The sequence below is a fragment of the Prevotella amnii DSM 23384 = JCM 14753 genome (genome assembly GCF_000378745.1).
Taxonomy (GTDB): domain Bacteria; phylum Bacteroidota; class Bacteroidia; order Bacteroidales; family Bacteroidaceae; genus Prevotella; species Prevotella amnii.
Genome location: NZ_KB905295.1, coordinates 1 through 21,062 on the forward strand (window position 1 = coordinate 1; position 21,062 = coordinate 21,062).

A 21,062-nucleotide genomic window follows, 5' to 3' on the forward strand; every position below is an offset into this window, starting at 1 on the left:
TATCAATGTATTATTAGCTGCGGCAGCATATAACTTCAAAAGAGCTATGAGAGCTCTTTTGTGCCTTATAAAAAGAATCAGCATAAAGCTTGTCAGTACAAACTTTATGCTGAAATATAGTTTTTAAGGGACGACTAACTATAGATTTAATTTTATGAGATATATTTTTTTGTTTTTATTCAAAAATCTTATAATACGGATTTTTTATATAAATTTGTAATTCTCAAAAATATTTTTTGAAAAACAGTTGTAACGTATAGATGAAAGAAGTATTTAAAAATTCATTAATATTAGTCGTATTTTTGTTCTTTACTATAACTTGTAAAGGGCAAGATTTGCGTTGTCATGTTATAGATGCTCAAACTGGTGAAAATATAAGTTTTGCTAATGCAATATATCCTAACACACAATTAAGAGCTTATAGCGACTCATTAGGCTTTTTTATAATAAAAAAAGAAGTTGGAAAAAACCTAATAGTTGCAAAGATTGGCTATAAACCGCGTCGCATAAAGATTACCTCAAGTATAGAAGGTGAATTAACTATCAAACTGATTAACGAGGCAAAAAGATTGGAAGGTATTATTGTCAAAGGAAAGAAAAGACATAAATACAGTAGGAAAAATAATCCTGCAGTAGAACTTATGCGACGTGTTATTGCTGCCAAAAAACGTACAAACCTAAACAATCACGACTATTACCAATACAAGAAATACCAGAAGCTAACAATGGGCATAAATAATATTACTCCTGAAGAGATAGAGACTGATATGTTTAAAAAGCATCCATTCTTAATAAAACAAGTGGAAGTATGTCCATATAATAATCAATTAATACTTCCTCTATCAGTAGATGAAACACTTATAAAACATCTATATAGAAAAAGTCCTAAAACAGAGAGGGATATTATCGAAGCAGAAGATACACGGGGTATGTCTAAACTGTTACAAACAGGTGGCACTTTTAATATTATGGCAAAAGAGTTTCTTAAAGATATAGATATTTATGATGATAAGATAGAGTTACTACAAAAGCGATTTCCTTCCCCTATAGGTAGTACAGCTATATCTTTTTATCATTTTTATATAGATGATACTACTTATGTTGACCAAGATAAATGTATACGTTTACAATTTATGCCTGCTAATCAGTTAGATTTTGGGTTTAGAGGAGAGTTGTATGTCTTGGCTGATAGTACTTTACATGTTCGTAAATGTGTAATGCAATTACCTGCAAACACTGGTGTAAACTTTATACAATCAATGAGGTTTGAGCAAGAATTTAACAAACTACCTAATAACGAATGGGTAATGACCAATGATAATCTTATAGCAGAATTGCGTTTAACAAAATTATTAGAGCGCGCCATTGCCATTCGTACTACAAAATTATATGATTATAGTTTTGACTCAATATCTGAGGAATCTTTTAGAGGAAAGACTAATATAATATATGAATATAATGCTAAAAAGCGTAGTAAAAAATATTGGGACGAACATCGCAAGATAAAGCTATCAAAAGGAGAAGCAAATATTAATAATTTTGTAGACAATATTACAAAAGCTAAAGGTTTTAATTGGATTATACTTGCTGCAAAAATACTAATAGAAAACTTTATAGAAACAGGTTCACAAAAACATCCTTCAAAGATTGATATAGGACCTATTAACACTATCATCTCTAAAAATTTTGTAGATGGTTATCGCTTATGTGCTTCTGCACATACCACGGCAAACTTTAATCCTCACTGGTTCTTTGAAGGTTATTATGCTTATGGCACAAAAATTAATAAACATTATTATGATGCTAAAATTATATACTCTTTTAATAAACCAGAGTATTTGCCTATAGAGTTTCCTGTTCGAACACTTACTTTAGAAACAAATAACGATATTGAATCTCCTTCTGATAAATTTATTATTCATAATAAAGATAATTTCTTTATGACTTTTCGTCCTGTCAAGGTTGAAAAAATGTACTTTTTCAATCGCCAAAAAATAAATTTTCAATGGGAAACTGATTATGGACTAAAAACACATATAGAGGCTTGCACTGAAAGTAATACTCCTACAGGGACATTAGTATTCCAGCATATGAATGGCTCTATAATAGATAAAATTAGACGTACAGAATTTACTTTATCTTTTAGCTATCGTCCTGGTCAGAATTATATTAATACTAAACAACACCGTTTTGAGGTTAATCGTGATGCTTTACAAATCACATTAAAACATACTTTGGGATGTAAAGGTTTTTTAGGTAGTAACTTTTCTTCTAACTTAACAGAAATAACCGCTTACAAGCGTATATGGCTGGGTAGTTGGGGAAATATAGACTCGAAACTTATAGCTGGTGCTCAATGGAACAAAGTACCTTTCCCTCTATTAATTATGCCGCCTATAAATACATCATATTTCGAGAATGCACAAACTTTCTCTATGATGAATAACATGGAATTCTTAAATGACCGTTATGCTATGATTTCTATTGCATGGCGCATTCAAGGAAAAATATTCAACCGCATTCCACTTATTAAAAAACTAAAGTGGCGAGAATATATAGCTTTTAAAAGTATGTGGGGAGATCTTACACATAAAAATAACCCGCTCTTATCTAATAATATTAATGATCCTATCCTCTATAAATTTCCTGAAGAGACATATACCATGACTAATACCCCTTACATGGAATTAGTTGTAGGAGTTTATAATATATTTAAGTGTTTGCAAATAAATTATGTTCGTCGCCTAACCTATACAGGAAGGAATGGCATTAACAAAAATGGTATTCGCTTCGGGTTCAACTTATCTTTCTAATGGCTAAAACGATCTTAAAAACTAAATTTATTTAGTAAGTTATTTTATTAGTCGTAAACGTAAACTATTAAGTATTACACTTACACTGGATAATGCCATCATTAGACTTGCTAAAGAAGGGTTAATCTGCATTTTTATATTTAAAGCATACATCAGCCCTGCTGCAAGAGGAATACAAATAATATTATAAAGAAAAGCCCAAAAAAGATTTTGCCGAATCATTCTTACCGTTTTTTTGCTTAAAAGAATAGCTTCAGGGATAGATAGCAAATCGTCTCCCATTAATGTTACTTGAGCTATATCCATAGCAACATCAGTACCTTTACTTATAGCTATACTTACATCAGAAAGAGCTAATGCTTGAGTATCATTAATACCATCGCCTACCATTGCTACTGTATTACCTTCAGCTTGTAATTTGCTTACCAAATTGCCTTTGTCTTGTGGCAGCACTCTACTAAAGTAGTTTTTTATTCCTACCCTATCAGCCCAATACTGTGTAGCTTCCGCAGTATCTCCACTTATCATATATATCTTTATGTTACGCTCTTGCAGTAGCCTTATAGCCTTAAGAGCATTTGGCTTTAAACTTTCACGCTCTTTAATAGAAAGATTATCCGATTTAGTAAAATCTATATTTAGGTTTGGTATAGTAAGTGTACCTGTTTTATCTATTACAAGGGCATTAACCTTACATAGCTGTTCCATAGCAGTAGCATCTTTAATAAGTATTTTATGTTCAGCAGCTTTACCCATTCCTACCATTAAAGCAGTAGGAGTTGCTAAACCCATTGCGCAAGGACAAGCTATTATAAGCACTGATACCGCAGACAATATAGCTTGTGGCAATACTGCATTACCTCCTATAAACCACCATAATAAAAATGTTATAAATGATATGCTTACTATTGCTGGAACAAAAACAGATGCTACTTTGTCTACAAGACGTTCTATGGGTGCTTTAGATGCTTGTGCTTGTAGCACCATATTAATAATCTGTGCCAACGCAGTATATTCTCCTATCTGCTGTGCTCGCATACGAAACTTACCTTGTGTGGGTATAGTGCCTGCAAGAACCTTTGCCCCTTTTTCCTTTTCTACAGGTGTAGGCTCTCCTGTTATCATGCTCTCGTCAATGTAAGAAGCTGTAGGATTCATAAAACTTTCTGCCCATATAACCTCTCCATCTACAGGAACTTTTTCTCCTGGACAAACCTCTATTATATCTCCAACCTCAATAGCAGATATTGGCACTTCTGCTATTTTATTACCATTAACTACATGTGCTTTTTTAGGAGACATCTTCATTAACTCTCGAATAGATGATGCAGTGTTATCTTTTGCCCATTCTTCTATTAATCTGCCTGTAAGAACAAATGTAATTATCATGACAGAAGAGTCGAAGTATGTATGCCATTCTATATTATTTTTCCCCCAGACTTCATTGCCCCAAAACACGTTAAACGTACTAAAAATAAAAGCTACAGAAGTAGATATTGTAACAAGGGTATCCATACAAGCAGAGCGATGCTTTATTTGTCGCCAAGCTGTGATATAAAACTGTCTACCACAATAGTAAATATTTAGTAAAGCTATTATCATAGCAAGCTGATTATTCATCAGTCTATTTCCTATAGATATCCACCCCATGCATATTGCCATTATAAATATAGAAAATATCCATGAAAGAACTGTTTTACGTTTAAGACGGGTATAATATATTTTTTCTGTTTTTTCAGTAGAAGTATCTTTATCTATGATAAGATCATATCCCAGATTATTTATTTCTTTTTTCATTGTTTCTAAAGAAATAATATCAGGATTAAAGTCAATTAGAACTGAACGTCCAATCAAAGATACTTTTGCCGAAGATACTCCTTTTAATGAAGAAAGTGTCCGCTCTATATTTGCAGAGCAAGCCGAACATGCCATTCCCACTATAGGTAAAGTCTGTTTCATATTGATGTTTTCTTTTAAATACTTTTATAAGATTATTTCAAACCTACCTACGCCCTCTACAGCTTCTTTTATCTGTTTATTAGAAACTATTACACTCTCATCATATTCTATTGTTAAACTGCCTTTTTCAAGATCTACCTCTGCATTACTTACATCTTCTAATTTTTTTACAGCCGTTTCTATATTTGTCTTACAATGCTGGCATTTCATGCCTTTTACTTTAAAAATCTTTTTAATCATAACTGTTTATCTATATTTTTTATTATATTTACATTATCCTTTATATACTTTTATATAAAATATCACTGCCGCTTTGTTAAAGCTATATCTTCATATCTAAGCTCTCTAAAAGTATATATTATAATAGGTATGGTCAGTATAAATGCTAAAAAATCACTTACGCTTTGGCACATTTCTACTCCACTTAACCCACATATTTGTGGTAATATTATTATTAATGGAATAAAAAATAATCCTTGCCTTGCTGCTGCAAGTGTGTTGGCACGCCATGGTTTTCGACAAGTTTGTGCCATCATATTGCTAACTAATATAAATGCGTTTAAAGGAAGAACTATCATCTGACAACGTAAAGCAACTACACCTATTTTAATCACTTTAGGATCATCTCTAAATATTCCTATTAACGAACTACTAAAGAACAATCCTATAACAGAGCAAATAATCAGAAAAGAAGTACCTATAACTACAGTAAATTTGAAGGCATCTGTAAGTCTGCGATAAAGTTTTGCACCATAACAAAATCCACAAACAGGTTGGAATCCTTGTCCCCAACCAATCACAGCTGCAAAGATAAGCATACAGATACGTGTTACTATGCTTATAGCGGCAATAGCTGAGTCGCCATAATGACTGGCAGCTACATTAAGCATCATAGTAGCTATGCTTGCTAATCCTTGACGCATAAGAGAAGGACTACCACCAAGAAATATTTCTTTCATAGCTTTATATGATATTTTTATATTATTAAGCTGAATGCCTATATTCTCACCACTATGTGTCATAAAAAGAAGAATCCCCCATGATGTGATCTGACCTATAACAGTAGCTATTGCTGCACCTCTAATCCCCATTCCTAAAGTAAATATAAAAAAAGGATCTAATACTATAGTAACAACTACACCTGTTATAATGCCATACATAGCATATGTAGCATTTCCCTGTAAACGCATCTGATTGTTTAATGTAAGTGAAGATGTTACAAAAGGAGCACCAATAAGTATTATGGTCATAAAATTTAAGATATAAGGCAGAGTAGTAGGTGTACTACCTAAAAAAAGAGCTAAAGGAATACGCAGCAATTCTCCAAATAAGGTTATAAGTATGCCGAAACAAAAAGAATAGAAAAAGCCGGTAGATGCCATTACACATGCTTTTTCTTGATGTTGTGCTCCTAATTCGCGTGAAATATAATTACCCGATCCGTGTCCAAAGAAAAAACCTACAGCCTGAATAAGGAACATTAAAGAAAAGACTATTCCTACGGCAGCAGTATCTTGTGTACTTAATTGTCCCACAAAATAAGTATCTACAATATTATAAAATCCTGTTACAAGCATAGATACCATAGTGGGTAATGCCATGGTTATAATTACTTTATGTAGTGGTCCTTTTGTTAAATATGTGTAATTATCAACGCTATGATGCATAATGTGTTATCCTAAAAATATATCTTATAATGTACAAATACTTTTAGAGTTATCACAACTCTAAAAGTATTTGTACAATGCGCTCAGCTGACCTACCGTCCCAACGGTCTGGTATGCCTGACTTCTTCCATTTTCCATTTACTATTTTCTTTACCATTATAGAAAGAGTATCAGGATTTTCACCTACCAACACATTAGAACCTACTGTAACAGTTTCTATATGTTCGGTATAGCTATTTAAAGTTATACAAGGAACACCATTAAATGTTGCTTCTTCTGCTACATTGCCAGAATCGGTTACTACACCCATAGCATGCGCACTTATATAACTAAATTCTAAAAATCCTAAAGGAGGTATGATATGAAAATTACTTATATCGATATTATTTTTTAAAGCTATTTCCTTTACTATGGCTGTAGCTGAAGGGCGTAAGGGTGCTATAATAGGCACACTTTGAGAACTTTCTATTAAAGATTTAAGTAGACTATAGAGTTCTGCTTCTTCGTTAAGGAGCTTTTTACGATTTATAGTAAATAACAAATACTTACCTTGCTTAATATCTATATTTGCAAGCTCTTTTATTGAGGACAAATTTATATTTGCCATTAATTTTCTATTATTACGAATATTGTCTATCAAAATATTGCCTACCATATATACCTTTGATAGCTCTGCCCCCTCTTTATTTGCTATACTATTATTGCTAACACCTGCCGTAAAAAGAATATCTGATAATCCATCTATTACTAAACGATTAATTTCTTTAGGCATTGTAATGTCAAAAGAACGAGTACCTGCTGCAATATGTACTAAGGTAAGAGCTTGCTTTTTTGTTACTATAGCTGCTGCCATAGTAGAAGCAAGATCATCTACTACTATAACAACATCGGTCGGATGTGTCTGAAGATACAATTCAAACATAGACATTACCTGACCTGTTAGCTCATTAAGATTTGCACTATCTGCACCAAGATACTCTGTTGGGGGCATTATCTGCAAATCCTCAAAAAGCTTATCCTCTATTGTAGGATCATCTTTTCCTCCAGCATAGACAAGAGTGTATGTTATACACTCTTGCTTACTTATTGCTTTTATAATAGGTGCTACCTTCATAAAATTGGGGCGTGCACCACAAAAAATACATATCTTTAAAGATTTTCTATTCATTTATATATTATATACCTTTTATTTTTCTTTAAACATATCCTTAATTCCGCCTATAGACCCCATCAAATTAGATGCTTCAAATGGCAGATAAACTGTCTTCTGATTGTTATTCTTAGCTAAATCGCTAAGCATCTGGATATATTTTTGTGCTATAAGATAATTAGCAGGATTAGTACTCTGCCCTACTGCATCTGTTATTTTTTGTATGGCTATAGCTTCTGCTTCTGCCTTACGAATGCGAGCCTCAGCTTGTCCATCTGCTATTAGTATCTGTTGCTGTTTATTAGCTTCTGCACGATTTATCATAGAAGTTTTTTCTCCTTCTGATTGCAAAATAGCTGCTTGCTTTTCTCCTTCGCTCGTAAGTATTGTAGCACGCTTATTACGCTCTGCTTGCATCTGTTTTTCCATTGCCTGAAGAACACTTTCTGGGGGAGTAATGTCTTGTAACTCTACACGATTAACCTTTATTCCCCACTTATTTGTTGCATCATCTAAAACTGAACGTAGCTTAGTGTTAATAGTATCACGCGAGGTAAGAGTTTGATCAAGTTCCATCTCACCTATTATATTACGCAAAGTGGTTTGTGTAAGTTTCTCAATAGCGTTAGGAAGATTGTTAATTTCGTATACAGCCTTAAAAGGATCTACTATCTGAAAATAAAGCAAAGCATTTATCTGCATCTGGATATTATCCTTTGTTATTACATTTTGACGAGCAAAATCGTAAACTTGCTCTCTTAGGTCTATAGAATTAGTATATGCATATCTACCAGAACGTAGCGCAATGATTTCCTTAGCATGATCCATAAACGGAATAATAACATTTATACCAGGCTGCAGAGTTGCATGATATTTACCTAAACGTTCTATTATCTTTGTTTCGCTTTGCGAGATAATAACTAACGATTTCTTTACTATGATTATTGCTAATAATATTATAGCAATAAGGATATAAATTGTAATGTCCATATTAAATAAAGTTTTAATGAATAATTTTTTCTTTCTGAATATTATCAACAACGCTCAACAGTAACAATAATAGAATCGCGAGCTACTATTTTCACCTGCTCTCCTACTTCTATTGTTGTAGGACTTATGCTATATGCCTTCCAATAGTCGCCATCTATCTGTACTCTACCAAAACCTCCTCCTGCTTTTATAGGCTCTGTAATAAGCCCCTTACGACCAATAAGCGCATCAGCATTACTTGGCCGTACCTTCTCATTATGATGAAAATATTTTAATATAATAGGGCGCACAAAGATAATGCTCAAAACAGAACATACCGCAAAGATAATTATCTGAAAAACAATGCTATCTATGAAACAAGATAATATAGCTGTAAGTAAACCGGCTATAGCAAAACACATTAAAAAGAAGTCGCCTGAAGTAAGCTCTAAAATTAGGCAAAGTAAGCAAACAAGCGACCATATCAGCCAAATGTTTTGTACAAAATAATCCATCATAAAACAGTTATAATTAATGTTACGTTGTAAAGTTAAGAAAAAAAACTATTTAAACAAAGATTTTTCTTAAAAACTGGTTCCTATAAATATAATAAAAATGATATAATTACCAAAATAAACATATCATTGCAGTAAAATAACATTAGATTTTTAGTAAAAAAGTTCTGTATTTATTCTAAAAAACAAGTGTTTTTTATTGTAAAAAAGAAATCTCTATGAAACATTTTTAATCTATTTTTATGTAAAAAATAGATTAAAAATGCAATAAAAATAATTTATTTTTCTTTTAGAAAGATAATCTTTCCCTCAACAAAAGACGGCTTTTACTTTCTATAAAAGTAATTTATTATAAAACATATAGCCATCTCTTACTAAGTCTTAATAAGGTACCTCACCATCAATAGGGGTAAAAGCATTAGAAGGGTCATTGTTCATTCTGCTACTTATAATTTCTCCTTCTAAAGCATCTGTTGGTAATGGCAAGGAATAATCATTATCTTCAGGATTAGCAAAGCGAGTAAATTCTCCACGGAAACTTAATAAAACATCTCCTGTTGCACCTTTACGATGCTTAGCAATAATAATTTGAGCCATGCCATGAAGGTCTTGTCCTTTCTCGTCTGCATATATATGATAATATTCTGGACGATGTACAAATAACACCATATCGGCATCTTGCTCAATAGCACCAGACTCACGTAAGTCAGATAGCTGTGGGCGTTTACCCTCTAATCCTTCACGCTGTTCTGTAGAACGATTTAACTGAGACAATGCTAAAATAGGAATATTTAGCTCCTTTGCTAAACCTTTTAAAGAACGACTGATGGTAGAAACCTCTTCTTGCCTACTACCAAAACGTGCGCCATTAGCATTCATAAGCTGTAAATAATCTATCATGATTACTTTTATATCGTGCTCTCGAACTAAACGACGTGCTTTTGTTCTCAATTCAAAGATAGATAATCCTGGGGTATCGTCCATATAGATAGGGGCTCCTTGTAAGTAACGTATCTTATCATCAAAACGTTTCCACTCTGAATCATCTAACTGCCCACTTAATATTTTACTACCGGGAATGGAACAAACATTTGACATTAAACGATCTACTAACTGAACCTTATTCATCTCTAACGAGAAAAAGGCTACAGGAAGCCTATGATCCACTGCTATATTCTTAGCTATACTTAAAGCAAAAGAAGTCTTACCCATGGCAGGACGACCCGCTATAATAATAAGATCAGACTGCTGCCAGCCTGACGTTATTTCATCTAATTTAGTATATCCTGTAGGCACACCAGTAAGCCCCCCCTTATTTTCAGAAGCACGCATCAATATCTTATGCGCCTCCTCTATAACAGGATCTATCTGTACGAAATCTTGTGCCATGTTTTTCTGTGAAAGCTCAAAAAGCTCTCTTTCCGCCTTTTGCATCAGATTATCAACATCTACAGTTTCGTCGAAAGCATCTGTTTCTATCATTGATGCAAATTTTATCAACTGACGAGCTAAAAACTTCTGAGCTAAAATACGTGCATGATACTCTATATGAGCAGAAGAAGCCACCTTAGAACTAATATCTACCAGGTAATCTATACCCCCAACTTCGTCTAATGTACCAAGACGGCGCAACTCTTCTTGTACGGTAACAATATCAACAGGACGCTCATCATAATTTAACTGCTGTATAGCTGCATACATCTTCTGATGACGAGGGTCATAAAAGGTTTCTGGACGAATTATTTCTGATACTACAGTAAAAGCATCTTTGTCTATTAACAGTGCTCCTATCACAACACGCTCTATCTCTATTGCTTGTGGTTGCAAATGCCCATAAGAGTTATCTATAGGTGCAGCCTGATGCTTTTTTATATTTTTGGTTATTTTCTTATCTGCCATATAAGCAACAAAATTACAAAAAAACTATGAAAAACTCATATTCCTCATATAAGTTTTCTTACCTTTGCATGAAACAGATTATTCCTTTTGGGAAATAAAAAAATGATTTAATATAAAACAACCTATTTAAAAATTCGCAAAAAAGTAATGATAGCATACCCTTGTTGTAAAATAAATCTCGGCTTAAACATTGTAAACAAACGAAAAGATGGATACCATAACATTGAAACTATATTTTATCCAGTTCCCTTACACGATGTTATAGAAATAAATAAAATGCACGAAGATTTCCCTTCTATGCTAAATTGTGATATTAAGGTAACAGGGACATATCTAAATAATTGTGAAGATAAAAATAACCTTGTAGTTAAAGCCTATAATCTGTTGGCAAAACACTTCTACTTGCCACGTATACATGCTCATCTTTATAAACAAATACCCTCACAAGCAGGATTAGGCGGAGGCTCGGCAGATGCTGCCTATATGATAAAAATGCTAAACGAACACTTTCAGCTAAAAATAAGCAATAACGAAATGCAGCAATTAGCTGCTAAATTAGGTGCTGATTGCGCTTTCTTTATAAATGCTAAAGCTGCCTTTGCTACAGGAATAGGAAACGAATTAACCCCTATAAAAACAGAAATTAACGCTTTGAAAGGATGTTACCTTACACTCATAAAACCCGACATTGCTATATCTACAGCTGAAGCATATTCAAACATAAAACCGCAACAACCAAAAAAATGTTGCAAAGACATTATTTCACAACCTATAAGTACTTGGAAAGAAGAATTGAAAAACGACTTTGAAGAACCTCTCTTTACCAAATATACAGAACTAAAAGATATTAAAAAGAGGCTCTATGAAGAAGGGGCGCTTTATGCACAAATGTCTGGAAGCGGAAGTACTATATTTGGTATATTTGATAAAAAGCCTAAGAATGTAGAACAAATATTTAAAGGAAATTTTATTTATAATTGTAGTCTTTAGGTAAATATATTTACCTAAAGACTTTTCTTATCTATTTTTATGATGAACATACCAAGAATGTACATAAAACCTATATAACAATAATATTATAATTGTTATGCCTATGCCTATTTCTAATATCATTTCTTTTTGCATATCTAACAAATTATAACCAAAGAACAAGCCTAACCCTAAACCAAGCTCCCAAGATAAAAGATAAGTTGTTTGACTTGTTCCACGCTGACAATGCTTAGAAAGCTTAATAAAAAACAATAAAAATCTGCTTCCTATCAGCCCAATACCTAAACCTATAAAAGCTGGAGCAATGAGATCTACCACATGCTGTGTACGAGTAAGCATTAGTAACATAGCCATACCTATTAATAATAATCCTGTAACGCCTTCGCTCCTGAGATCTGCATTTGCAAAAGCAAAGCGTTCTGCTAACACTGCCAACAAAAAACCTATCATTAATAAGATAAAAAATAAAGGCGTTTGCGAAACAGACAACACCATACCTACTAACATGGCACTGCAAACTAAAGTAACCGACAGCCAGCCACCTTGTATTAACAAAAACCTATCTAAAGAAAATATATGGATAGTTTCTTCTGGAGCACGAAAAGGAAATTTTACAGATAAAACCAACAACATCGCTATTAACCCACTAATACAAGAGCCTAAGAAAGCACTACCAGAATCTAATTGCCTATATAACATTAATGCAACTAAAGGACCAACAGACAAAGCTAAACGACCAAACCACGTTACGCTATAATTTGCCTCTGTTCGATGAGAAGCCTCTACCGTATCTATCACTAATGTACCCAATAACACCATTTGAGCCAATCCATAAAAAGCTCCTTGCACTAAACGTAATAATAACAATGTATTATAGCTTATTGCATCTTTCTTTAGTATTTCAAAGTAATAAAGAGCTCCTGTACATACTGTCATTAATAAAATAGATACAATACATACAACATTACGACGAAAACGCTGAATCAGGTAACCAGAAAAGCCACCTAACACAAAAACTCCTAAAGCAAAACATAACATTACCCACCCGATGCTACTATTGTTATAACCTTTACTGGAAAAATATCGAGCCAATGATGGTATAAGCATATAAGCAGATATCGCTAAAAAAAAATTAGACAAAGCTAATCTCCAAAAATGCCTATTCCATAACCTAATATGCATAAGAGTATTTTGAGTATCCATTATTCTAACTATCTTGTTTTTTATTAATTATAATAACATAGCTATAAAAATAAAGCTACAATGCACATTTCTTTCAATAAGACTCTGCCTCTGAAGGAAAAGAAGAGTCTTTTACACATTTAATATATTCATGTACGCCATCTATCATACACTGCTTCATGTTAGCAAAATGACGCAAAAATTTAGGTTTAAACTTATCCGACATACCCAAAGCATCTGCATAAACAAGCACCTGACCATCTGTTGCATTGCCTGCTCCTATACCTATTGTAGCTGCTTTAACCTCTTTGGTAACCCTTGCTGCTAAAGCTGCTGGCACCTTTTCTAAGGTTATAGCAAAAACACCTGCGTCATCAAGACATTTAGCATCTGATATTAACTTTTCTGCTTCAGCCTCTTCTTTTGCTCTTAAAGCATATCCGCCAAATTTATTTACGCTCTGAGGAGTTAACCCTAAATGCCCTTCTACAGGAATACCTGCGGCTATAATTCCTTTCACAGTATCTATAATCTCAACACCACCTTCCAGCTTTAAAGCATCTACACCAGTTTCTTTCATTATACGAATAGCATTTCGCACACCTTCTTCTTTGCTAATCTGATAGCTACCAAATGGCATATCACATACTACTAAACTATGCTTACTACCCTTAGCTACTGCACGAGCATGGTAAATAATTTCCTCTATGGTGATAGGTAAAGTAAACATATTACCAGACATCACATTAGATGCGGAGTCACCTACTAAAATACTATCTACTCCAGCCTCATCTAATATGCAAGCTGTCGTATAATCGTAGGCTGTAAGCTGCGATATTTTCTCACCAGAACCCTTCATTGCAAGGATGGTTTTTACTGTTATCTTTTTTTTATCTGTTGTTAAATAACCCATGATAGTAAGCTAATATATCTCTTTATATATTGTACAATATATCTGATTTTTATCATTAAAACTATTTGCAAAGGTACTTTAATTTAATCGTTTATCAAAACTAACATAATATTATTACAAGTACAAACATTGTTATAATAATAATATCCTTTACTCTATGCCATGATAATGATACTTATTTAAATATTATTCTAAAAGTAGCTTAACCCTAACTTTTTCATTCTTTCATATTAAGCAACATACTATATATTGTAAAAATATTGATAAAAAGCATTATATTTAGTTTTTTTTAGTATATTTGCAATGAATTTATATTTTCTAAAATGATAAAAAAGATGATGAGCAAGAATACCATAAAGGTATCTATAACTTTGTTTTTAGGAGTTTCTTTATTAGATTCATGTATTAGTGATGAGGCTTTAAATGCTGAAGCAGATATTATTTCTGTGCAGGTAAAAAATGTAGATATATTACGTCAGCCAATAATAACAAATGATAAAGTGAAGATTTATATTAATGGTTGGAATGATGTTAAAAGCATAGCACCTACTTTTACGCTTACCCATGGGGCAACGATAGAACCTGTTAGTGGTACCGTTCGCGATTTTTCTACGGATCAATGCTATACCGTTACTTCACAAGATAAACAGTGGAAAAAAGAGTATAAAGTGGCATTTATAACTAACGATATTGCTACAAATTATCATTTTGAAAACTTAGATTGGGAAAAAGCAAAAAACACTTCAGGAAATGAGGAAAATCTTTTTCATATACTATATGAGCAGAATGATGCAGGACAACGTATGACATGGGGAAGTGGTAATGCTGGGGCAAAGTTAGCTTTATTACTGAATAACGATAAAGATCCTAATCACTATCCTACAGTACAAGATCCTAACGGCTTTAAAGGTAAATGTGTGAAATTACAGACAATAAGTACAGGTCTTTTAGGTGCAAGTTTTGGTATGCCTATTGCCGCAGGAAACTTATTTATGGGTACTTTTGATGAAAATCAGATGCTCAAGGGTGCTCTTGCCACTCACTTTGGAGAAGTCTTTTACAAAAAACCAAAAATGCTTGTAGGGTACTATAAATATAAAGCTGGCGATGTTTATACAGATAAAAATAACAAATCTGTACCAAATAAAAAAGATGACTTTGCTATATATGCTGTCTTCTTTGAAAGAACAGAAAAAACTCCTTATTTAGACGGTACCAATTCTTTGACAAGCAGTAATATTATTCTGAAAGCAGAATTAACAGAGAGAAAAGAAAGCAGTGAATGGGTGAAATTTACTATTCCGTTTAAGGCTGAAGAAGGAAAGGTAGTAGACAAAGACAAGTTAGCTCAAGGTAAGTATAGTCTGGCTATTATAATGTCATCGAGTCGTGATGGTGCTACTTTCCAAGGTGCAGTAGGCAGCACTTTATATGTAGATGAATTACAATTGTTTTCAGAGTAAATAATAAATTAACAAAAATAGTATTATGCTATATAGATCGTTTATAATTATATTAATTGCAACAATTAATGCAATTTCTTTAAAAGCCCAAACTGTTACTAACAATAATTTAGAAATAGATTTAAAATTAGGTGTTAATATAGGTGGAGCAGCTCCTTTACCTATGCCTCAAGAGATTAGGAAAATAGAAGACTATAGCCCACAGCTTAATGCCTCTATAGAAGGGACTATTACACGATGGTTTGGAACATCTAAGAAATGGGGAGGTTCCATCGGTATAAAGCTTGAGAAAAAAGGTATGAGAACTGGAGCAACTGTGAAGAATTATCATACTGACATTGTTCAGGGGAAAGGAAGTATAAGCGGTTATTATACAGGATTCGTAAAAACGAATTATAACGAGACAATGCTCACTATACCAGTATTAGCAAATTATAGTATATCAGATAGTTGGAAGATACGTGCAGGAATATTTGGGTCTATTAGATTATATGGTAAATTTGATGGTTACGTCTCAGATGGCTATTTACGTGAAAACACACCAATAGGAGTTAAGATAAAATTTGAAAATGATAGTAAAGCTGATTATAACTTTAGCAATAACCTTAGCAAATTCCACTGTGGAGCACAGTTAGGTGGATCGTGGAAAGCAGCTAAACGCATCTGGGTTAATGCAGACTTTACATGGACTTTCTCTAATATATTTAAAAAAGATTTTAAAACAATTAGTTTTAACCTATACCCTATTTATTTAAATTTAGGTGTCGGGTATCGTATATAATTTTTTTTATAATATATATATATAGCTTTAAGATATAAAATATTAATATTTAAATCGCGTAAAGACTTTGTAAGATTATAAAAAAATATCTATATACGAAAGCTTTTTATAATTTGATAATGTAAACAAATATAGATTCTTACAAATAGATAATGCAATAAATAACTAAAAAGAAAAGGGCTGAATACCATTTTATATATGGATAAATTCAGCCCTTTTTATTAAATAAAAAGCTCTTAATTTACTATAAATAATTATTCAATACTTTTTTTATTAATTTCTATGAAGATAATATAATAATTATATTTATAGTAACTCTTCTATTTTCAAAGCTATATTTTCAAATTTCTCAGTAGGCTCAAAGCGAGCAACAACTTGTCCTTTCTTATTTATAAGGAATTTTGTAAAATTCCATTTTATATCAGATTTCTCTTTATAGTTAGGATCTTCCTTTGATAATATTTCATCTAATATTGGATAAAGGGGGTGAGTTTCGTCCCAACCCGCAAATCCTTTTTGTTCTTTTAAGAAGGTAAACAAAGGATCAGCTCCATCACCATTTACTTTTATTTTTTTAAATCGAGAAAACTTTGTGCCGTAAGTAAATTTGCAAAATTGATGAATACTATCATCAGTACCGGGTGCTTGGTTACCGAATTGATTGCAAGGAAAATCAAGAACTTCAAATCCTTTTGAATGATACTTTTCATATAAATTTTCAAGTTCTTTGTAAGTGGGGGTGAAACCACATTTTATTGCAGTATTTACAATTAAAACTACTTCATTAGCATATTCTTTTAAAGAAACGCTTTTACCTTTTCTGTCTTTTACAGAAAAATCATAAATTGTTCTCATTGTTTTCTTTTTTTATTTCTCTTTTATATTTATATTTTTAACATCTATATTTACTACGATACAAATATACAAAGAAATATTCAAGAAAAGAATAAAGAATGGAATATTAATAAGATATAATCGCTTTATTTTTGTAATTTTGTGAGGTAAAGTTTAAATATTATAATCCTGATGAATAATAATTTAGATGAAAGTCAATTACCAGTAATACAAGCTAATAAAGGGTTTCATTTAGTGTTAGCTCCTCCTGGTTGTGGGAAAACTCATATATTGGCAGAGCGAGTACGATATGCCTTTTCCAAAGGCATAGCTTTTGAAGATATGCTTTGTTTAACTTTTACAAATAGGGCAGCTCGCGAAATGACTTCACGAATAAAAAATATATTCCCAAATAAAGATATTTCTACTTTACAAGTAGGTAATGTACACCATTTTTGCTCAAAGTTTTTATTTGAGTATAAAAAAGTACCATCAGACTCTTCTATTATAGATGAAGAGGAAGCTGTTAGTATTATAGCTGAATATAAAAATGAAGATGATCAAGGAATAATAGGAGATTATCAACGATATAGGGTATACCAGCAGATAATATTTTTTTCTCACCTTATTTATCAGATTAGACATAACCATCCTTCTGAAGTGTTTTTACATCCAGAATGTTTATCTAAGGAAGAAATTGAATTGATAAAATATATATGTAATAGACAACAAATATCTTATAATGATAAATCTATTATTTATATTTATGAGCATGCTGAAAGTTTCTTAGATTATATAAATGATTTAGATTTAGATCGCTCTCTTACATATAAAATAATTATGCTTTTACGTAAAATGTATTTAGCATCTTGTTATGAGCATTATAAAATAGAAAATCATTTAATTGATTTTGAAGATTTATTACTTTTCACCTATGATGTTTATAAAAATAACAAAGAAAATAAACATTATAAGTGGATACAAGTAGATGAGGTGCAAGACCTAAATGGTATGCAATTGGCTATTATAGATTTATTGACTGAAAAAAATAATTCTATAGTCATGTTTTTAGGAGATGAACAACAAGCTATTTTTTCTTTTATGGGAGCAAAAGCAGATACTCTTAATCTTTTAAAATCACGTTGTAAAGGTAACATTCATCATCTCATGCAAAATCATCGCTCGCCAAAATATTTATTAGATGTTTTTAATACCTATGCTGAAAAACAATTAAAAATAGACAAAGATTTACTACCTATAACAGATAATAAATCAGTAGCAGAAACTGGTAGCTTAAAAATAATCAGTAGTAATACTATTGAAGATGAAATAATGGATGTTATAATATTAGCAAAAAATATATTTTTAAAAGACCCTGAAGCTACAACAGCCATTATTGTTAATTCTAATTTAGATGCAGATAAAATAAGTTGTGCTATGTCTAAATTAGATATAACCCATTTTAAAGTATCAGGAAAAGATTTATTTGATAAGCCATCTATGAAACTGTTATTATCTCATTTAGAAATTTTATCTAACGAGCATAATTTTATAGCATGGGCAAGATTGATGAAAGGTGTTAAAGCTTTATCAAGTAATTCGTTATCAAGAAGATTTAACAGAAAACTTAAATCCTTATCTATTTCTCCTGTCGATCTATTAGAATATGAGGGAAATACTTATTTAAACGATTTTCTTACTAATTATCAACAACAAGATATTGTTGTTTTTGACACAGAAACAACTGGATTAGATGTTTTTAATGATGATATTATAGAGATTTCTGCTATAAAGATAAGGAATGGGAAGCAGATTGGTAAGACACTAGACCTTTACATATATACAAATAAAACTATTTTACCTAAATTAGGTATAAAAGATAATCCGTTATATGAAATTTATAATGAAAAACTTAATAGTGGAGAATTGATAAATATAAAAGAGGCCTTAAATGAATTTTTAAAATTTGCAGACAATAGCATTCTTATGGCGCATAACATTAACTATGATTACCATATACTTGACAATTGCTTAAGACGTTATACTGGTGACTGCCTAAATAATTATAACTTTAAATATTTCGATTCATTAAAAATAACACGACTGTTAGAGCCATCACTAAGGTCTTATAAATTAGAGTATTTGCTCGATAAATTTCAGTTGGAAGGAGTAAATAGCCATCAAGCTATTGATGATGTATGGGCTACAGTAAACTTAATAAATTATTGTGCAAAAAGAGTTAAGCCTATAGTCTCACAACAATTAAACTTTCTAAAAGATAAGCAAGTATTTAGAATAATAAATAAGTTAAAAGCTTATTATGGAACTATTTATAGAGAAGCAAAACAATATTTATATACTATAGATAAAATAGAAGAACCTGCTATAATTACAGCTTTGACAAATGCACATGTTTCTTTTGTTACAGATAAAACAATAGAAAATATAGAACGATTAGATTATGTTTTACGCTATATAAAGAAGGATATTATAGGAAAAGATATTGGTAATAATTCCCTCGCAGAGCAACTTTCACGTTTTATAATGAATATTTCTACTATGAAAGAAAGTGATTTCTGCAATAGTAAAAGTATTAAAGAACATATTTATGTTACTACAATACATAAAGCAAAAGGGTTAGAATTTGATAATGTAATAGTATTTGATGCTGCTAATGGACGTTATCCAAATGCATATAATAAGACAAAAAAAGAATATGAAGAAGATAGTAGAAAATTTTACGTAGCACTATCTAGAGCTAAAAAACGTGTAATAATAGCTTATGCATTATCACAAATAGATCGTTACGGTAATATCCACAAACGTGAAATAACTCCATTTATGGCAGATATTATAAAATATTTTAACTAATTTTGATATGATTAAAATAGAACAAGCAAAGAAAGAACAATCCTTTATAATAGCTTCATTCATAATGGAAGCTATGAATTATGAATGTTGCCAGTGGTTTATAGGTGAAAATAATTCTTTAAATAGTTTTCATCAATTATTATCAAGACTTGTAGAAAAAGAATTATCGCAATATTCATATCGCAATACATTTGTAGCAATTACTGAAGAAAACGAAGTTGTTGGGGCTTGTGTATGTTATGAAGGTGCATTAGTTGGCACTTTAAGAAAAACATTTGAAGAAGAAATGCTCCAAACTTACCATAAAGACTACTCTTCTTTACCTTATGAAACAAAAGCAGGAGAATTTTATATAGATTCTATCTGCGTACATAAGGCTTGGAGAAAGAAAGGTATTGCAACTAAATTACTTATTGCTGCAATAAATAAAGCAGCTAACTTAAAACTTCCTGCTACCTTACTTGTAGATACTGGAAACCCGAAAGCAGAAAACTTATATTATATGATAGGTTTTGAATATTTTGAAAAAACAAAGTGGGGAGGGCACAAGATGAAGCGCTTAATTTATACAAAAAAACAATAAGTAACGTTATTATTAAGCTGTTTTGTCTATATTATTTTTGCATATTAAGAATTTATTATGTATTTTTGCAACGTGTTTTTCATAGTATTAGATTTAAGGTTAACAATGTTTGGAGTACAGCGGTACTCCTTTTTTGTTTAATAAGGTCTATTTATTCTTCTGAAACTTAAGCTTAGTAAAAAAATAGGGTCAGTCGTAAAACCCAGTTGCAAGCCTTCTCCTCTCAGGCACATAATTTCATAAGCCTGTAAAGGAAGAAAGGAATGTCCGTTACTCCCCTAAACTGTGCCCTGAAGGCTTTGACTTTTGCGTTGAAGGATTCAGCATTGGCATTTGTGGCTCTGTTGACAAAGAAATTGAGTATGGTATCATAATGGTTCTTAAAGGTGTCTATCACCGTATAGAAGTTGTCCACCCCCAACTTCTCTACCTCGTTAAACCATTTTGCCAGCTTCAGCCTTGCAGCATCCTTG

General features: G+C 31.8%; 17 protein-coding genes. 6 read left to right on the top strand and 11 right to left on the bottom strand.

All coding sequences use genetic code 11. The features are described from left to right. Positions 1 to 260 precede the first annotated feature (260 nt). On the top strand, positions 261 to 2,813 hold the full coding sequence (locus tag F596_RS0108535) for a DUF5686 family protein (protein ID WP_019036619.1): 2,553 nt from the start codon (positions 261 to 263) through the stop codon (positions 2,811 to 2,813). 39 nt (positions 2,814 to 2,852) lie between these two features. On the opposite strand, the gene F596_RS0108540 is transcribed toward F596_RS0108535, so the two are convergent. The 7 genes from F596_RS0108540 to dnaB all read right to left on the bottom strand — a co-directional run bounded on the left by F596_RS0108540 (position 2,853) and on the right by dnaB (position 10,972). Beyond that, entirely contained in the window at positions 2,853 to 4,772 is a 1,920-nt protein-coding gene (locus tag F596_RS0108540; RefSeq protein ID WP_019036620.1) for a heavy metal translocating P-type ATPase, read from the bottom strand. Between the two features lie 24 nt (positions 4,773 to 4,796). Further along, the gene (locus tag F596_RS0108545; protein WP_019036621.1) at positions 4,797 to 5,012 is read right to left on the bottom strand and encodes a cation transporter; all 216 of its coding nucleotides are present in this window, start codon (positions 5,010 to 5,012) and stop codon (positions 4,797 to 4,799) included. Between the two features lie 62 nt (positions 5,013 to 5,074). Continuing rightward, the gene (locus F596_RS0108550) at positions 5,075 to 6,439 is read right to left on the bottom strand and encodes an MATE family efflux transporter (RefSeq protein ID WP_019036622.1); all 1,365 of its coding nucleotides are present in this window, start codon (positions 6,437 to 6,439) and stop codon (positions 5,075 to 5,077) included. 52 nt (positions 6,440 to 6,491) lie between these two features. Further along, positions 6,492 to 7,607, bottom strand: a complete 1,116-nt coding sequence (locus F596_RS0108555) for a UDP-N-acetyl glucosamine 2-epimerase (protein ID WP_024992736.1) — start codon at positions 7,605 to 7,607, stop codon at positions 6,492 to 6,494. Positions 7,608 to 7,625: 18 nt separating this feature from the next. After that, positions 7,626 to 8,579 (bottom strand): SPFH domain-containing protein, encoded by a 954-nt coding sequence (locus tag F596_RS0108560; protein ID WP_008449913.1) that lies wholly within the window; start codon positions 8,577 to 8,579, stop codon positions 7,626 to 7,628. A gap of 44 nt (positions 8,580 to 8,623) precedes the next feature. After that, a complete protein-coding gene (locus F596_RS0108565; protein WP_019036625.1) occupies positions 8,624 to 9,076 on the bottom strand; it encodes an NfeD family protein in 453 nt (150 codons plus the stop codon). 378 nt (positions 9,077 to 9,454) lie between these two features. Beyond that, the gene (gene dnaB / locus F596_RS0108570; RefSeq protein WP_019036626.1) at positions 9,455 to 10,972 is read right to left on the bottom strand and encodes a replicative DNA helicase; all 1,518 of its coding nucleotides are present in this window, start codon (positions 10,970 to 10,972) and stop codon (positions 9,455 to 9,457) included. Between the two features lie 147 nt (positions 10,973 to 11,119). Here dnaB and ispE point away from each other — a divergent pair, with 147 nt between their 5' ends. Then, entirely contained in the window at positions 11,120 to 11,962 is an 843-nt protein-coding gene (gene ispE / locus F596_RS0108575; protein WP_019036627.1) for a 4-(cytidine 5'-diphospho)-2-C-methyl-D-erythritol kinase, read from the top strand. A gap of 27 nt (positions 11,963 to 11,989) precedes the next feature. Here the strand turns inward: ispE and F596_RS0108580 are convergent, their stop codons facing one another. Together F596_RS0108580 and panB are read right to left on the bottom strand one after the other, a co-directional pair. After that, the gene (locus F596_RS0108580; RefSeq protein ID WP_019036628.1) at positions 11,990 to 13,165 is read right to left on the bottom strand and encodes an MFS transporter; all 1,176 of its coding nucleotides are present in this window, start codon (positions 13,163 to 13,165) and stop codon (positions 11,990 to 11,992) included. Between the two features lie 73 nt (positions 13,166 to 13,238). Next, positions 13,239 to 14,057, bottom strand: a complete 819-nt coding sequence (gene panB / locus F596_RS0108585) for a 3-methyl-2-oxobutanoate hydroxymethyltransferase (RefSeq protein WP_019036629.1) — start codon at positions 14,055 to 14,057, stop codon at positions 13,239 to 13,241. A gap of 323 nt (positions 14,058 to 14,380) precedes the next feature. Here panB and F596_RS0108590 point away from each other — a divergent pair, with 323 nt between their 5' ends. Both F596_RS0108590 and F596_RS0108595 read left to right on the top strand, forming a co-directional pair. Beyond that, complete coding sequence (locus F596_RS0108590; RefSeq protein ID WP_019036630.1) at positions 14,381 to 15,520, top strand: PCMD domain-containing protein; 1,140 nt, start codon at positions 14,381 to 14,383, stop codon at positions 15,518 to 15,520. Positions 15,521 to 15,545: 25 nt separating this feature from the next. Beyond that, on the top strand, positions 15,546 to 16,301 hold the full coding sequence (locus F596_RS0108595) for a porin family protein (protein ID WP_019036631.1): 756 nt from the start codon (positions 15,546 to 15,548) through the stop codon (positions 16,299 to 16,301). A 306-nt stretch (positions 16,302 to 16,607) separates the two neighbouring features. On the opposite strand, the gene F596_RS0108600 is transcribed toward F596_RS0108595, so the two are convergent. Next, positions 16,608 to 17,156 carry a glutathione peroxidase gene (locus F596_RS0108600; RefSeq protein WP_008449545.1) on the bottom strand — a complete coding sequence of 183 codons (549 nt, stop codon included), beginning with the start codon at positions 17,154 to 17,156 and terminating at the stop codon, positions 16,608 to 16,610. 171 nt (positions 17,157 to 17,327) lie between these two features. Here F596_RS0108600 and F596_RS0108605 point away from each other — a divergent pair, with 171 nt between their 5' ends. Next, positions 17,328 to 20,006 carry a 3'-5' exonuclease gene (locus tag F596_RS0108605; RefSeq protein ID WP_019036632.1) on the top strand — a complete coding sequence of 893 codons (2,679 nt, stop codon included), beginning with the start codon at positions 17,328 to 17,330 and terminating at the stop codon, positions 20,004 to 20,006. A gap of 7 nt (positions 20,007 to 20,013) precedes the next feature. Then, positions 20,014 to 20,589 carry a GNAT family N-acetyltransferase gene (locus tag F596_RS0108610; protein ID WP_019036633.1) on the top strand — a complete coding sequence of 192 codons (576 nt, stop codon included), beginning with the start codon at positions 20,014 to 20,016 and terminating at the stop codon, positions 20,587 to 20,589. Between the two features lie 223 nt (positions 20,590 to 20,812). Here F596_RS0108610 and F596_RS11020 read toward each other — a convergent pair. Beyond that, a partial coding sequence (locus tag F596_RS11020) for a transposase (protein ID WP_019036634.1) occupies positions 20,813 to 21,062 on the bottom strand: 250 nt, incomplete at its 5' end.